This is a genomic window from Pantoea sp. At-9b (genome assembly GCF_000175935.2).
In the GTDB taxonomy this organism is placed as follows: domain Bacteria; phylum Pseudomonadota; class Gammaproteobacteria; order Enterobacterales; family Enterobacteriaceae; genus Pantoea.
This window is the reverse complement of record NC_014837.1, coordinates 2,145,218-2,160,363: the sequence shown is the minus strand read 5'-3', so window position 1 is coordinate 2,160,363 and position 15,146 is coordinate 2,145,218. Positions and strand designations below refer to the sequence as shown.

Genomic DNA, 15,146 nt, shown 5'->3' with positions numbered 1-15,146 from the left:
ATAAAACTGTCACAACAGGGTGCTAGCGTGTTTCCCCGGCAAGGTAATATTCTGATAACAGGGGAAAATAATGAAAACCCGCTTCACTCTGATCGCCACCCTGGTGCTGCTGGCGCAACAGGCACACGCGATCACACTGCCGGACGCCGCCGCGCTCGCCAGTCAGACTTCAATCGGTTCTGCTCAGGCAGGTTACAACGATCTTGAACAGCAGATGCAGCAGGCACTGCGGGCGGCGTTACAGGGTAACCACCCGCAGCTCACGCGCAATCTGCTGGAAAAAGCCAAACAAACCCCGACCCAGGCGGATTACGCCTGGCTGAAAAACAGTGGCTATGATTTCCAGACGAAAGCCAATCAGCAGGCGGGTATCGCCCTGTTGGCCGGGTTTAGTGCGCTGCCAGCCAGCGTGCTGGATGCCAATCGCGCCACTGTCACCCAAATCAATCTGAACGCCACGCAGGGCACACGCCATCAGGCCCTGGCCGATGCGGAAGGTATCAACCATCTCTATTTCCTCGCCGATGCGCTCGGTCCTCGTCTTGGTAAAGCCTTCCTGACTGCTTATGACAAAGGCGAACTGAGCAAGGCGGCGGCGCTGATCAAAGCCAGCGAAGTCAGCACCAGCGCGGCGAAGAAACACTTCAACTATCCGCGTCCGTTCCTGCATGAAGGTAACACCATTCATCTGGTGCCGGACGATGTGGTGGTGAAGGATAACCAGCCTTACACAGCCGACGGCGGCTCTTTCCCCAGCGGGCATACCAACACCGGCTATACCGATGCGCTGTTGCTGGCGGAAATGGTGCCGGAACGCTTCGAAGCGTTGGTCATCCGTGGGGCGCGTTATGGCTACTCGCGTCTGGTGCTGGGCGTGCATTATCCGCTCGACGTGATGGGTTCACGCATGGTGGCGGAGCGCAATGTGGCGAATTATCTTAACGATGCCCGCTATCAGGCGTTGTTCAGCGAAGCACGCGATCAATTGCGTAGCGCGCTGGAGAAAGAGTGTGGCACCTCGCTGGCGGAGTGCGCACGCACGACAGGCAAGGACGATCCTTACCGTTCGCCGCAGATGAAACAATTCTACCGTTTCACCCTGAGCTATAACCTGCCGCAAGCCACGGGCAAACCTGTTGCGGTAACGGTGCCAGCCGGGGCAGAGGTGCTGCTGAAAACCGCGCTGCCGAAACTGTCTGATGCGCAACGTCGGGCGCTCATGGTGAAATCGGCCCTGGCGGGTGGCTATCCGCTTTCCGGCAATGCGGATCAATCATTCTGGCAACGTCTGGATTTGACGGCGGCTTACGCGCTGGCAACACATCAGTAAAGCGTAAAACCGCACGATGAATCGTGCCGCTACGGGGTAATTGCGGTCTTGGGTAGCGGCGCGATTTATCGCGCAAATCAATCGACGATAAACAACTTCGCACCGCTGACCGTTGAGGAGCGGTGCGCCTCGGCGTTATCCGCCACCTGATAACTGACGCCAGGTGTCAGGGTAAAACGGCGACCATCCTCCAGTTCCGTCACCATCTCACCTTCAAGACACAGCAGAATATGCCCCTTCAGGCACCAGTGATCGGCGAGATAGCCTGGCGAGTACTCCACCATGCGCACGCGAATATCATTGAAACGTTGGGTACGCCACACCGCAAAGCCACGATCGCCGGTGTGGGTTTCCGGTGCAATCTGATCCCATTGGGTAATGCCAAAGGGTAACTGGTTAATGTGCATGCTGCCGATCCTTTCATCAGGGTGAGGATTGTTTATACATGCCTTTTAACCCGCTGCAAACCCTTATCCCTGCTGATAAATTTCCAGCGCGTCCGGGCCGCTGGCCCCCTGATGAATGATGGCCATCAGCGCTTTTACCACCCGTGATGGGTTATCGTGTTGATACACATTGCGCCCATACACCATGCCGCTGGCACCTTGCGCCATCAGCGCAGCGCTTTTTTGCAGTACCGCTGCCAACTCACCTTTGCCCCCGCCGCGCACCAGGGTTGGGCAGCGTGCGGCTTCCACCACGCGATGAAAATCTTCCACCTGATCCGTCGGGTCAGCTTTGACGATATCGGCCCCCAGTTCACGCGCCAGGCGCACCAGCGGCACGATTTTTTCTACATCACCCAATGAGCCATAAGCCGCACCCTGACCGGCCGGGGCCATCACCAGCGGTTCAATCATTAACGGCATGGCGTAGCGATCGCAGGCCTGACGCAGACGGCCAATGTTCTCAACGCACATGCGAAAGATGCCGGGTTCATCCGGGATCAGATAGAGATTGACCACCACCGCAGCGGCATCCATCTGTAACGCCGCCAGAATCGGTTCTTCCGGGTTATGCAGTACCGCCCACATCTCGCGATGGCGTGCGGCGTTATAGGCATTACCGACATCGGTACGCATCACCAGCGCCGGTTTACGTCCTGCTGCGCGTTGCAGCAAGTCGGCCTGGCCGTAGTTGACCTGAATGGCGTCCGGCTGGGCAGCGATCAGGTTGTGCATCACGCCTTCAATATTCTCCAGTCCGATCAGAAAATCCGGTTCATTGGCAATGCCGTGGTCGATCGCCACATCGAGGCATTTGCCCTGTTGAAACAGGCGATTCATGCGTACTTTAGGGCTGACTAACATGACGTGTTTCCTCCTGAAAAACCGCGAGATAAGAAAATCATTGTAAGTCCCGCTGCGTCTCAGCGGCCAATTACGCTTACGCAGTTGTGAAGTTGTTCACTTAATTGAAAAAGGTTCTATAGTGATGGCGGCACTCAAAATAAAAGGAATTTCAATGCGTTTACTGACCAAACTCACGCTGTTGCTGGCATGGGCCAGCGGCAGCGCCCTGGCGCAGGCTCCCGATATCGCCAGCATCACCCGACCGCTGATGCAGCAATATCAGGTTCCCGGGATGGCCGTAGCGGTGCTGTACCGCGGTAAAACCACGTTTTACAACTACGGTGTCGCATCAAAAACCACGCAACAGCCGGTCACGGAACAGACGCTGTTCGAAATTGGCTCGTTGAGTAAAACCTTCACCGCCACGCTCGCCAGTTACGCGGTGCAGCAACATAAGATGCGCTTCAGCGATAGCGCCAGCCAGTGGTTGCCAGAACTGAAGGGCAGCGCCTTTGATCATGTCTCATTGCTCAATCTGGCAACCCATACCAGCGGCATGCCGCTGTTTGTGCCGGATGCCGTAACCAACACGGCGCAACTGATGGCGTGGTATCAGCAGTGGCAGCCCCCGGCAGTGCCGGGCACGCAACGCGTCTATTCCAACCTGGGTATTGGCATGTTGGGAATGATCGCCGCCAAAAGCCTGCATCAACCGTTCCGCCAGGCGATGGAGCAACAGCTTCTGCCAGCGATGGGGATGCATCATAGCTGGATTACAGTGCCATCCGCCCGGATGCAGGATTATGCGCAGGGATATAACAAGCAAGACCAGCCGGTGCGCGTCACGCCCGGCCCGTTGGATGCGGAAGCCTATGGTTTGAAATCCAGCAGCGCGGATTTGATCCGTTGGCTGGCCATTCAGATCAACGCGGTGAAAATTGATCCCAACTGGCGGCAGGCGATCGCCGCCACCCATAACGGGCAATATCATACCGAGGCGTTCACCCAGGCGATGATGTGGGAATATTATCCATTACCGGTGACAGAAAGCGCGCTGGTGGCGGGCAACAGTGGGCAGCGGATTATGCAGGGGATGGCAGCCCAGGCCATTACGCCGCCGCAACCCGCACCGCAGCAGGCATGGTATAACAAAACCGGTTCCACCAATGGCTTCTCGACCTACGCCGTGTTTATCCCGTCACAACAGGTCGCGGTGATTATGCTGGCCAACAAATGGTTCCCGAATGATGACCGGGTGGTCGCCGTGCACAAAATTATTCAGGCAATTCAAGGTAAGGAATAACCATGCAATTACGTGCATTACGCAGTGACGATTTTCCCTTATGGCTGGCGTTGTGGCAGGGCTATCAGCGTTTTTATGCCACCGCAATCAACGAAGAAACCACCCAGGTGACGTTTGAACGTTTGTTAGCGGATGGCGAACCGATGCATTGCCTGGTCGCGGAAGAGGACGGGGCGCTGATCGGCCTGGTGCACTATCTGACGCACCGCACCACCTGGACGGTCGGTGATTATTGTTATCTACAGGATCTGTTTGTCAGTGAGGCGGCGCGGGGTAAAGGCGCAGGCAAAGCGCTGATTCTGGCCGTGTATCAGCAGGCGGAAGCGCTGGGCTGCTCACGGGTGTACTGGACAACGCAGGAGTCCAATGCCACCGCACGTAAACTCTATGATCAGATCGCCAGCAAAACCGAGTTTATTCAATATCGCAAATTGCTCGGATAACAGCGTGAGCTATCGCGCTGCTACAGCGAAGGTGAAGAATGAGCAATAACGATGAGTTATCTTATTGGCTACCTGCCGTGCATTTTCATGAACGGCACGATGCCACCATGAGCGCAGCCAGTCCCGCACACATCATCGCGGCGCTGAAATCCTTTGATATCCAACAGGATCCGGTGGTGCGCACGCTGATGAGTCTGCGTCAATTGCCCCAGCGGCTGCTGACCAAATCGCCACCTGATTTTACGCTTTCGCGTTTTACCGAACTGGAAACCACCGCAGATTCCAGCACCCAGGGGTTAATTGGCCGTTTCTGGCAACCCGATATGGGGCTGGAATCGATTGCCGATGTGCAAGCCTGGCAAAACTTTCACGCCGCAGACTGCGCCCGGCTGATATTAAAAAATCGCGTCATCGCCAGGCCGGAAGGCAATTATCAGGTGATTACCGAAACATTTATTTATTGTCCGACGCAGCGTATTTACCGCAAGATGCAGCTGTATTGGTTATTTATCAGAATCGCAAGTGGCTGGATAAGAAAACGCACCCTGAAACAGGTTGCTCGCAGCCTCCATAATAATTAGTTATCAGGAGAGCAGGGATGTTTGCGATTAACACCACGTCCGCCCATGACCGTGATTTCCAACTGCTGGTCGCCGAACTTGATGCCTACCAGAGTGTGCTCTATCCGGCGGAAAGCAACCATTGTCTCGATTTGACCCGCGTCGCGGAGGATGCCCTGCATTGTGTCATCGTCACCGATGTCGCCGACCAGCCGGTGGGTTGTGGTGCGCTGTTAGTGCAGGCGGGCGGTGCCGTAGAATTAAAGCGGATCTATGTGCGCAGTGCCTGCCGTGGCAAACAATTGGGCGAGCTGATTGTGCAACAGCTGGAAAAGATTGCGGTCGCGCAGGGCTGTACTCTGGCCCGGCTGGAAACCGGCAATCAGCAAGCTGCCGCCATTCGATTGTATGAAAAATTGGGCTATCGCCAGTGCGATGCCTTCCCGCCGTATCAGCCCGATCCGCTAAGCGTCTTTATGATGAAACCGCTTGAAAACTGACAAGGAGTGAAGCAATGCGCACGCAAAAACGTTGTATGGGATATGTCGCGATTGTCGTGGATGATTATGATCGGGCAATAGAATATTACACGCAGAAACTGGGTTTCCACTTAATCGAAGACACGCCGCAGCCCGGCAAACGTTGGGTCGTGGTGAATCCCAACCCGGAGAGCGACTGCAATCTGTTGCTGGCTAAAGCCTCTAATCCACGCCAGGAACAATTTATCGGCAACCAGTGTGGCGGGCGCGTGTTTCTGTTTCTGCAAACCGACGACTTTTGGCGTGATTACCAGCAGATGAAGGCCAATGGCGTCACGTTCTGCGAAGAACCGCGCGAAGAAGAGTACGGCATGGTGGTGGTATTCGAAGATATTTACGGCAATCGCTGGGACCTTTACCAAAACGCCTGATACCAGACCGGCCATAAATAACTCCGATAGTTAATTGTTGTCCGATAAATCAATAATAAGCGATGAGCCTGTGATGCTGAGGATGTGTTTATGCGCGTAAAGATTGATGCAGTACCGGACAGCCCGTCGTTTCCCGATGCGGTTGACGTGGTGGTCATTGGCGGCGGAATTATTGGCGCCTCGGTCACTTACGAACTGGCGAAACGTGGCGTAGCCGTGGCGCTGTTTGAGAAAGGGGTGATGGCCGGTGAACAATCCAGCCGCAACTGGGGCTGGGTGCGCCAACAGAATCGCGATCTGTATGAGTTGCCGATGGCAATGTACAGCCTGCAACGCTGGTCCGAGTTGGGTGAAGAAATTGGCATGGATTTAGGTTTTCGCCGCAGCGGTATTCTGTATGGCACCACCGAAACCGCCGATCTGGCGAAATGGGAAAGCTGGGGCAAACAGGCGAAAAATATCGGTTTCCATAGCCAGATGTTATCCGCGCAAGAGGCGCAGGCACGTATTGGCGGTAAGACGTCATGGCTGGGCGGCGTCTGGTCGCCCACCGATGGCCGTGCTGAACCTTCCCAGGCGGTGCCTGCGCTGGCGATGGGGGCGCAAAAGCTCGGAGCCAATATTCAGCAACGCTGTGCGGTGCGTGGCCTCGACATCAGCGCGGGACGGGTGACCGGCGTCTGGACCGAACGCGGGCTGGTGAAAGCCAGTAAAGTGATCCTCTGTGGCGGGGCCTGGAGTTCGCGCTTCTGTACCCGTTATGGCATTGATTTGCCAAGTGCTAACATTTTGGGCACCGCATTTAAAACCACGGTGGCAGCCGAGGTGACAGAAGGTTGCCTGAGTGTGCCCGGTCTGGCGATCCGCCGTCGGCTCGATGGCAGCTATACCGTGGCGATTTCCGGGCGTGGGCAGCTCGATCTGGCCCCGCAAAACCTGCGCTATGCCACGCGTTTCTATCCGATGTACCGCAGCAAAATCGCCAAAAAACTCAAGATCCGCCTTAACGGATCGTTCTTTTCCGGCCCAGAAGCTGCCGGATCCTGGTCGATGGACGGGATCTCGCCATTTGAAAAGATCCGCGTCCTCGATCCGGCAGCAGATAAACACATCCTGCGCGAGGCGATTGCCAAAATGGTACATGAATTCCCGCAATTACAGGGGATTGCCGTTGATCACGCCTGGGGTGGCTGGATTGATACCACCCCGGACCTGGTGCCGGTTATTGACGAGATCAGCCAACTTCCGGGGCTGGTGGTCGCCAGCGGTTTTAGCGGTCATGGCTTTGGCATCGGGCCGGGAGCCGGTAAGTTGTGCGCGCAGATGGTGATGCACGATCAACCCTACACCGACTTATCCCCTTATCGCTTAAGTCGCTTTGCCCGTGGCAATGCCATCCGTGAACCGCAGATGATGTAACGCTTATTGCAGCAGGTGGCCGAGCATCTCCACCAGCAGATGCGCGGCAAGGTAAGAGGTGACCCCGGTAGCGACATCCAGCTGTGGGTTAACCTCCACCAGGTCGATGCCCACCACCTCCATCCGCGCCATCAGTGCCAGCAGGGACTGGAGCAGCTCATCATAGTGCATGCCGTTAGGTTCAGCGGAGGCACAGCCCGGCACCAGCGCCATATCCAGCACATCAATATCAATGCTGATATAACATTTTTCTCCGGCGGGCAGATGGGTAAACAACGCGTCCGTGGCGTGCTGGCGAAACTGTTGTTGCGTGATAATGGTACTGCCCTGAGCCCTGGCATCGCTGAATTCCGAGGGACGCACACGTCGACTGCGAATGCCAATCTGCGTCAGGCTTTGCACCTGCTCCAGCGCCATAATATGCCGGAAGGGCTGCCCGTTGCTGTAATGCACCCCGTTGGTCACCGGCGCGAAATCGAGATGGGCATCGAACTGCACCACATGCAGCGGCTCTTGGATGCCGCGAATCAGCGGCCAGGACACTGAATGATCGCCGCCGATCGCTACGGGAATCGCCTGACGCTGGCGAATTAACTGCGTCATGGCACTGATGTTGTCATGGGTACCGATCACATTGGTGGGCAGCACATCCACATCACCGACATCCACCAAACGCCCTTGCGTCACCACATCGGTGAGGAAATGTTGCTGGCGGTCAATATCGAAAAAACCCGTTGGCGCGAAGCGCATCGAGTGTTCACGAATGCTGCGCGGGGCAAAACGGGTGCCGGGCTGCCAGGGCGAACCTTCATCAAAGGGGACGCCAAACACCGCCACCGTCGCATTCAACTCGCTCAGGCTGGCGCAATAGTCAGCGCGCAAAAAGGTGGGGATGCCGGTAAACGCGCGGTTGAGCCGTTCGCTGCCGCGCAAATTAATGCTCATGCTGTTCTCCGGGGGATGTCAGCGCATGTTGCAGCAGCGCGCGGGTGCGTGGATGGGCAGGTGAGGAGAACAGCGTCTGGGTGGGGCCTTGCTCGACAATCACCCCATCCTCCATCACCACCAGACGGTCAGCGACCTCACGGGCAAAGTTCATTTCGTGCGTGACGATGATCATCGTCATACCGTCCTGTGCCAGTTGTTTCATCACCTGCAACACTTCTCTGGTCAGCTCCGGGTCGAGGGCGGAGGTCGGTTCGTCAAACAACATCACCTCGGGTTGCAACGCCAGCGCGCGGGCAATGGCGACGCGTTGTTTCTGACCGCCGGAGAGGCTGGCGGGCATCGCCTCGGCCTTATGCGCCAGCCCGACTTTTTCCAACAGGGTCAGCGCCAGTTGGCGGGCAAAAGTGCGCCCCTGTTTCAGGATTTTGTGCGGGCCGATGGCGACATTGTCGAGAATGGACAGATGAGGAAACAGGTTGAAAGACTGGAACACCATCCCGGCCTGACGCCGCAGAATATTCAGGTCTGGCTCGCCCAGCAGTTTACCATCCTGCAACAGTTGCTGGCCGCACAGGCGGATACTGCCGCGCTGCGCCACTTCCAGCCCGTTGCAGCAGCGTAAAAGGGTGCTTTTGCCGGATCCGCTCGGACCGATAATCACCACCACTTCACCGCGCGTCACCGACAGGCTGACATTCTTCAGCACCCGATGCTGGTCAAAAGACTTTTCGAGGTTGAGTGCCTCAATGATGGCTGTACTCATTGCACCATCCCCCCGGCACGCAGTTTTTTCTCCACCACCCGCAGTAATAGCATGGTGCTGCTGGTCATCAGCAGATAGATAAAGGCAATCACGATATAGACCTCCAGCGACCGATAGGAAACGCTGATCACTTTCTGCCCCTCATGCATCAGGTCGTGAATGGTGACCAGCGAGACCAGCGCGGAGTTTTTCGTCAGCGCGATAAATTCGTTTGCCAGCGGTGGCACCATACGTACCAGCGCTTGCGGCAGAATAATCAGGCGCATTGCCTGAGCAGCGGACATCCCCATGGAACGCGCTGCTTCGCTCTGCCCGCGATCAATCGACAAAATCGCCCCGCGCACCAGTTCGGAAACATACGCCGCCGAGTAACAGCCCAGACCGATAATGCCGCAGACAAAGGCCGGGATAACGATGTTGAAATAGGGCAGCCCGAAATAGAGGATAAACAGCTGCACCAGCAGCGGGGTGCCGCGCACGAACACCACATAGCTATTGCATAACCACCACACCAGTTTGCGCTGGGGAGTGAGTCTCCCCAAGCCGATTAAGGTGCCGAGACAGCAGCTGATCAGCAGGGCGCAGAGGGTGACTTCAATCGTCACCCAGGCCCCGGACAACAGCTCCGGCCAGGCAGCAAACGCGGGGGTAAAATCAAATTCAACCATGCTTACCCCGGCTTATTGTGCGGCGGTGCCAAACCATTTTTTCTGCAACGCATCGTAAGTGCCGTCGGCTTTGATGGCTTTCAGCGCGTCATTGAGCTGCTGGCGCAGTTCCGGTTCACGTTTGCTGACCGCAATGCCGTACTCTTCATGGGTGAGTGGTTCCGGCAGGATCTGCGTGGTGCCTCGGGTTTTACTGTAAAGCAGCGCCGCCGGTTTACCGGTCACCACGGCATCGGCGCGGCCCGCTTCCAGTGAGTTGAACATTTCTTCGTTCTTTTCCACTTCTACGCTCTGGGCGCTGGGGAACTGATCCGCCAGCACCTTGACTGATTTGGTGCCGACCTGCACGGCAACCCGTTTACCGGCCAGGTCTTGCGGCGTTTTGATGCGGGTGTCGCCTTTCTTCACCATCACCACCAGCCCGGCAGAGAAGTAAGGGTCGGTAAAATCCACCACTTTTTTGCGATCGTCAGTGATGTAAATGGCGGACAACACGATGTCCTGACGTCCGGCTAATACCGAGGGCACCATCGCTTTAAAATCCATATCGGTATACACCCACGGGCGGCCCATCTGTTTTGACAAGGCGGCGGCTAAATCCACATCAAAGCCGGTACGCTGGTTGTTCTGGATATATTCCATCGGCGGGAAGGTGGGATCAATCGCCACCCGGATGGGGTCAGCAGCCTGAGAAACAGATGAAAACAGCAGCGCAGTGAGCAGAAGCGAGCGAAGAGTCATAGGTCCTCCAAAAGATTAAACATTGCTGTCGCAGTAACCGGCGCGAATGGCCGCACCAATCAAATTGAGCACCAGACGGCCTGCGGTCATGCAGGAAATCTGGTGGACATCTTTGGCCGGCTGGATCTCGACGATATCCATCCCCACCACCCGGCCTTTTTTCACCAAACCGTGAATCAGTTTGCGCGCCTGAACAAAGGTCACGCCGCCCGGGGCCGGGCCTGCCACGGCGGGCATCACCGCTGGATCAAAACCATCGGCGTCGATCGTCAGGTAATAGCGACCGCCGTCCGGGATCTGCGCCAGCACCGCATCCATGCCGTGATCGTGCAGTTCATAGGCGGTGATGATTTTGGCACCCCATTCACGGGCATAATCCGCCTCTTCCTGGCGGGCGCTGCCGGAGGCGCGCATACCGATTTGAATAATGTCTTTAACGAACGGCAGCTCAGAAGCACGGCGCATCGGGCTGGATAAACCGTCAGTCACCCCGTTGACCTCGTCACGCCAGTCGAGATGTGCATCAAGATGGACAATGGTGATCGGTCCCTGGTCGTCAAAGGCACGCAGGATCGGATTGGTGATGCCGTGGTCGCCGCCCAGCACGATGGGAATGGCACCCGCCGCGAGAATTTTACGTACCGCCTGTTCGGCACGGACGAAATGGCCGCGCGGGTCGTTAAGATCGGCCGGGACATCACCACAGTCCACAAAACGCACATCATCTCGACCCTGCAATAACGGCCCATCAATATCGAAGTCGTAACGTTCAGGGCTGCGGATAACGCGATCGGAGGCCTGACGAATGGCTGTTGGCGCGCGAACCTGGTCATTATTGTAGTCCTGCGGGGTGTAAGCCGCGCCGTAAGGCATCCCCAGCACGGCAAAATGTGCTTGCAAATTATCGAGATCGAGGGCTAATTCGGAAAACAGCAGTGATTTATGATTAGTTTGCGGTGGCACTGTTAACGGTAAAGACATAATGATTTCCTGGTATTGGCGAAAACGAACTGAGGCGAGTGTAGGGATACGGATTGACCAGGAAAACTGATCTTATTTGCAATCACGGTTACGGAAACAGCAACCATGAAACCCCGGACACTGAATGAGAAAGACCTGCGCGCCTTGCGAATATTCTGCGTGGTGGCGCAATCTGGCGGATTTTCTGCTGCTGAGAAATCCCTGAACATGACCAAGGCGACCATCAGTCGTCAGATCAAATCGATCGAAGAAACCCTGGGAACGGCGCTGTGTACCCGCGGCCCGAAAGGCTTTGAACTGACCGCGGCGGGGGAGTCAGCGCTGCTGTATGCCCGCGAAGCATTAGGCGCACTGGATCGTATCTTCCCGGCGATGGATGCCAGTCGGGGCGTGATTTCCGGGCCGCTGGTGATGGGTATCACCGACAATGTGATCAGCCACAGTGGCTCGCATCTGCAACAGGCGCTGCGCGCGTTGCGCCACCATGCGCCAGGTGTCCAGCTATCGTTAAGCGTGATGGCGGGATCGCAATTGATTCAGGCGTTGCTGGACAGACGGCTGGACATTGCCATCAAAGGGGTGATGGATTATCAGAAAACCCCGTCACTGCACTATGCCGCGTTGTTTGACGAGTCACATGGCCTGTATACGCTGGCGGGCAGCGAGCTGCGCGCCCGGCAGTTGCCGCTGGTGTGGCGCGCGCAGCAACCCTTTGTTGAAGATGCGTTGGCGCGTTGGCATCTGACCCGGGGGCCGGAGGCCGTGGGTATCGAAGCGGTCGCGATGCTGATTGCGGCGGGCGATGTGGTGGGCATCCTGCCGCACCATTATGCGCGGTTGATGCAGACGCGCTTTCCGCTGGTCAGCGTGCCTGATTCGCCAACATGGACCGTGACCCATTATGCCGTCACCCATGCGGCTTATCCGGTCTCCCCGGCAGCAGAACAAATGATCAGAGAACTGCGCCAGGCGCAGCAAATGATGTAAATACCCGGTAATCGGCTTTGGTTATGGTTAGCTGCGGCCTGGCGGTGGCAGAGATAGATAATTCATATCAAAAACGCGCGATAAATCGCGCCGCTACAAAAATGTGCTCAGCCGTAGCGGCGCGATTTATCGCGCATCCTGAGCAACAATCAATTATCCCTTTGTATACCTATCCATTTGTATAACTACCTTTTCCCGCCAGCATGATTGATATTGTTGCTCAATCTCTGCAAAGCTGGGTGTGATATGAACGCTATCACTGCGGTAAAACCGTTTTTGCCGACCTTCTATCCGACGCATGACAAGATGATTTATTCGGTGGTGGATGACATTATTCACTGGATCGAAGAACACCTGTATGACGAAACGATTCGTGTCAGCACCATCACCGGCAAAAGTGGTTATGGCCACTGGCATTTCCAGCGTATTTTCCGTGAGGTGACCGGCTACAACCTCGGCGAATACATGCGGCTGCGCCGCGTCATCAGGGCGACCTTCGCCATTATCCACAGTGAGAAAACCTTACTGGAAATTGCCGTGGCGAATGGCTTCACCAGCCAGCAAACCTTCACGCGGGTGTATAAAAAATATATGCACGCCACCCCGGGTGAAATCAGGCTGTTACATGCCAACGATAAGCAGGCGTTTTTCCGCATCACCAAAAATCTGATGAAGAAATAACCCCGTCATACCCGCGGCCAACACGCTGGTGTTTTTTTGCGCACAGAATGTGTGGGGCAATGGCCGCAGTTGCGTTAATTTAATTGTCATCTTTCCCGGTTGTTATTGAATTCCTCTTCACCCTTGGCAAGGACTTCTGTCATGAAAAAAATCGGTATTAACGGCTTTGGACGTATCGGTCGCCTGGTTCTGCGTCGTCTGCTGGAACAAAAAGAACCCGTTGAAATTGTTGCCATTAACGATCTCACCTCACCAGAAATGCTGGCTTACCTGCTGAAGTACGACTCCAACTATGGTGCTTTTCCCGCCACGGTGAGCGCGGAGGGGCAGAGCCTGGTGGTCGGTGGTAACAGCATCAAGGTGTTTGCCGAAAAAGAAGCGAAGAACATCCCCTGGGGCGATCTCGGCGTGGATGTGGTGATTGAATGTACCGGCTTCTACACCTCGGCGGAAAAAGCCCAGGCGCATCTCGATGCCGGGGCGAAAAAAGTGCTGATCTCCGCTCCGGCGGGTGAGATGAAAACCATTGTCTTCAATGTTAACGATGACACCCTGACCGCCGATGACACCATTATCTCCGTCGCATCCTGTACCACCAACTGCCTGGCACCGATGGCGAAAGCGCTGAACGACAGCTTTGGTATTAAGGTCGGCACCATGACCACCGTGCACGCCTATACCGGCACCCAGGCGCTGGTCGATGGCCCGCGCGGTAAAGATTTCCGCGCGTCCCGCGCCGCTGCGGAGAACGTGATTCCGCATACCACCGGGGCGGCCAAAGCCATTGGCCTGGTCATCCCGGCGCTTTCCGGCAAGCTGAAAGGGCACGCGCAGCGCGTACCGGTCAAAACCGGTTCCGTGACGGAGCTGGTGTCGGTGCTGGATAAAAAGGTCACTGCGGCGGAGATCAATGCCGCGCTGAAACTGGCGTGTGAGAACAATGAATCCTTCCTCTACACTGACGACCCGATCGTCTCCTCCGACGTGGTCGGCCTGCCGTTTGGCTCGATTTTCGATGCCACCCAGACGGAAATCAGCGAAGCGGGCGATATCCAGTTGGTAAAAACCGTGTCGTGGTACGACAACGAATACGGCTTTGTCACCCAACTGGTACGGGTGCTGCATAAGTTTTCTCATTTGTAATTGCCCGACGCGCGATGAATCGCGCCGCTACCCCCGGCAGGTTTTCGTAGCGGCGCGATTTATCGCGCTTTTTTTATCGCATAATTGTCCACTAAATCGCGACACTGATTGCATTTTGACGTAATTGTTCGGCAAATTTGTTTACCTTACTCTGTGTTCAACGAAGGGCAACATCCCCTTTATCCAGTTAAATACAGAACATTGAGGAGCAAATCATGATTGAACAACGCCTGTCAGAACAACGCGGTGTCGGTGCCCACGGCTGGTTACATTCACACCATACCTTCTCCTTTGCCAACTACTGGGACCCGAAACAGGTCGGCTTTTCTGACCTGCTGGTGATTAATGATGACCGGGTGGCAAAAGCCCGTGGCTTCGGTGCCCACCCGCATAGCAACATGGAGATCCTCTCCTATGTGCTGGAAGGCGCGCTGGAACATAAAGACTCAATGGGCACTGGCTCCGTCATCGTCCCGGGTGATGTGCAGCTGATGAGCGCCGGTAGCGGCGTAACGCACAGTGAGTTCAACCATTCCAGTGAAGAGGGGGTGCACTTTCTGCAAATCTGGGTGGTGCCGGATGAGAAAAATACCCCGCCGGGTTATCAGCAGATTTCGGTGCCGGACCATGAAAAACGTGGCAACCTGCGGCTGATTGCGTCACCAGAAGGTGAGGATGGGGCGCTGAGTATTCGTCAGGATGTGCGGATTTACGCCGGGTTATTTGATCAGGGCGAACAGCAAACCCTCACGCTGGACGATGATCGTTACGCCTATATTCATGTGGCACGCGGTAATGTCACGGTAAACGGGGTGACATTCAAAGCCGGAGACGGGGCGCGGGTGCGTCATGAGAAGACGCTGACGTTTAGCGCGGGTGAGGCGGCAGAAGTGCTGTTGTTTGATCTGCGCCCGCTGGAAGTGAACCATCCTTCACGTTAAGTCATGAGAGCGGCGCGCGCGATAACGCGCCGCTGG

At 56.0% G+C, this 15,146-nt stretch carries 18 protein-coding genes; 11 read left to right on the top strand and 7 right to left on the bottom strand.

Features of this window, described 5'->3' with window-relative positions; translation table 11 throughout:
* The first annotated feature begins 70 nt into the window (after positions 1 to 70).
* Entirely contained in the window at positions 71 to 1,330 is a 1,260-nt protein-coding gene (locus PAT9B_RS09910; protein WP_013509125.1) for a phosphatase PAP2 family protein, read from the top strand.
* A gap of 77 nt (positions 1,331 to 1,407) precedes the next feature.
* Here PAT9B_RS09910 and PAT9B_RS09905 read toward each other — a convergent pair whose 3' ends face one another.
* Positions 1,408 to 1,737: a DHCW motif cupin fold protein gene (locus tag PAT9B_RS09905; protein WP_013509124.1), complete on the bottom strand. Its 330-nt coding sequence runs from the start codon at positions 1,735 to 1,737 to the stop codon at positions 1,408 to 1,410.
* Between the two features lie 63 nt (positions 1,738 to 1,800).
* Positions 1,801 to 2,640, bottom strand: a complete 840-nt coding sequence (locus PAT9B_RS09900; RefSeq protein ID WP_013509123.1) for a class I fructose-bisphosphate aldolase — start codon at positions 2,638 to 2,640, stop codon at positions 1,801 to 1,803.
* Positions 2,641 to 2,794: 154 nt separating this feature from the next.
* Between PAT9B_RS09900 and ampC the strand changes: the two genes are divergently transcribed.
* From ampC to PAT9B_RS09870, 6 genes are all read left to right on the top strand, one after another.
* Positions 2,795 to 3,925: a class C beta-lactamase gene (ampC, locus tag PAT9B_RS09895; RefSeq protein ID WP_013509122.1), complete on the top strand. Its 1,131-nt coding sequence runs from the start codon at positions 2,795 to 2,797 to the stop codon at positions 3,923 to 3,925.
* Positions 3,926 to 3,927: 2 nt separating this feature from the next.
* Positions 3,928 to 4,368 carry a GNAT family N-acetyltransferase gene (locus PAT9B_RS09890; RefSeq protein ID WP_013509121.1) on the top strand — a complete coding sequence of 147 codons (441 nt, stop codon included), beginning with the start codon at positions 3,928 to 3,930 and terminating at the stop codon, positions 4,366 to 4,368.
* 38 nt (positions 4,369 to 4,406) lie between these two features.
* Entirely contained in the window at positions 4,407 to 4,949 is a 543-nt protein-coding gene (locus tag PAT9B_RS09885; RefSeq protein ID WP_013509120.1) for a hypothetical protein, read from the top strand.
* Between the two features lie 17 nt (positions 4,950 to 4,966).
* Positions 4,967 to 5,428 carry a GNAT family N-acetyltransferase gene (locus PAT9B_RS09880; protein ID WP_013509119.1) on the top strand — a complete coding sequence of 154 codons (462 nt, stop codon included), beginning with the start codon at positions 4,967 to 4,969 and terminating at the stop codon, positions 5,426 to 5,428.
* A 14-nt stretch (positions 5,429 to 5,442) separates the two neighbouring features.
* Entirely contained in the window at positions 5,443 to 5,838 is a 396-nt protein-coding gene (locus PAT9B_RS09875) for a VOC family protein (protein WP_013509118.1), read from the top strand.
* Between the two features lie 90 nt (positions 5,839 to 5,928).
* Entirely contained in the window at positions 5,929 to 7,257 is a 1,329-nt protein-coding gene (locus tag PAT9B_RS09870) for an FAD-binding oxidoreductase (protein ID WP_013509117.1), read from the top strand.
* A gap of 3 nt (positions 7,258 to 7,260) precedes the next feature.
* Here PAT9B_RS09870 and PAT9B_RS09865 read toward each other — a convergent pair whose 3' ends face one another.
* The 5 genes from PAT9B_RS09865 to PAT9B_RS09845 are packed head-to-tail and all read right to left on the bottom strand — an operon-like array spanning position 7,261 to position 11,358.
* The gene (locus tag PAT9B_RS09865; RefSeq protein WP_013509116.1) at positions 7,261 to 8,202 is read right to left on the bottom strand and encodes an agmatinase; all 942 of its coding nucleotides are present in this window, start codon (positions 8,200 to 8,202) and stop codon (positions 7,261 to 7,263) included.
* Complete coding sequence (locus tag PAT9B_RS09860; RefSeq protein WP_013509115.1) at positions 8,192 to 8,968, bottom strand: amino acid ABC transporter ATP-binding protein; 777 nt, start codon at positions 8,966 to 8,968, stop codon at positions 8,192 to 8,194. The genes PAT9B_RS09865 and PAT9B_RS09860 overlap by 11 nt, the downstream gene beginning before the upstream one ends.
* Positions 8,965 to 9,636: an amino acid ABC transporter permease gene (locus PAT9B_RS09855; protein ID WP_013509114.1), complete on the bottom strand. Its 672-nt coding sequence runs from the start codon at positions 9,634 to 9,636 to the stop codon at positions 8,965 to 8,967. The genes PAT9B_RS09860 and PAT9B_RS09855 overlap by 4 nt, the downstream gene beginning before the upstream one ends.
* Positions 9,637 to 9,648: 12 nt before the next feature.
* Positions 9,649 to 10,377, bottom strand: coding sequence for a glutamine ABC transporter substrate-binding protein (locus PAT9B_RS09850; RefSeq protein WP_013509113.1), 729 nt, complete (start codon positions 10,375 to 10,377; stop codon positions 9,649 to 9,651).
* Positions 10,378 to 10,392: 15 nt separating this feature from the next.
* Positions 10,393 to 11,358, bottom strand: coding sequence for an agmatinase (locus PAT9B_RS09845; protein ID WP_013509112.1), 966 nt, complete (start codon positions 11,356 to 11,358; stop codon positions 10,393 to 10,395).
* 105 nt (positions 11,359 to 11,463) lie between these two features.
* On the opposite strand from PAT9B_RS09845, the gene PAT9B_RS09840 reads away from it, so the two are divergent.
* The 4 genes from PAT9B_RS09840 (at position 11,464) to PAT9B_RS09825 (ending at position 15,110) form a co-directional block, all read left to right on the top strand.
* A complete protein-coding gene (locus PAT9B_RS09840) occupies positions 11,464 to 12,345 on the top strand; it encodes a LysR family transcriptional regulator (protein ID WP_013509111.1) in 882 nt (293 codons plus the stop codon).
* Between the two features lie 246 nt (positions 12,346 to 12,591).
* Entirely contained in the window at positions 12,592 to 13,026 is a 435-nt protein-coding gene (locus PAT9B_RS09835; protein ID WP_013509110.1) for a helix-turn-helix domain-containing protein, read from the top strand.
* Between the two features lie 141 nt (positions 13,027 to 13,167).
* Complete coding sequence (gene gap, locus PAT9B_RS09830) at positions 13,168 to 14,169, top strand: type I glyceraldehyde-3-phosphate dehydrogenase (RefSeq protein ID WP_013509109.1); 1,002 nt, start codon at positions 13,168 to 13,170, stop codon at positions 14,167 to 14,169.
* A 215-nt stretch (positions 14,170 to 14,384) separates the two neighbouring features.
* Positions 14,385 to 15,110 carry a pirin family protein gene (locus PAT9B_RS09825; RefSeq protein ID WP_013509108.1) on the top strand — a complete coding sequence of 242 codons (726 nt, stop codon included), beginning with the start codon at positions 14,385 to 14,387 and terminating at the stop codon, positions 15,108 to 15,110.
* Positions 15,111 to 15,146: the final 36 nt, after the last annotated feature.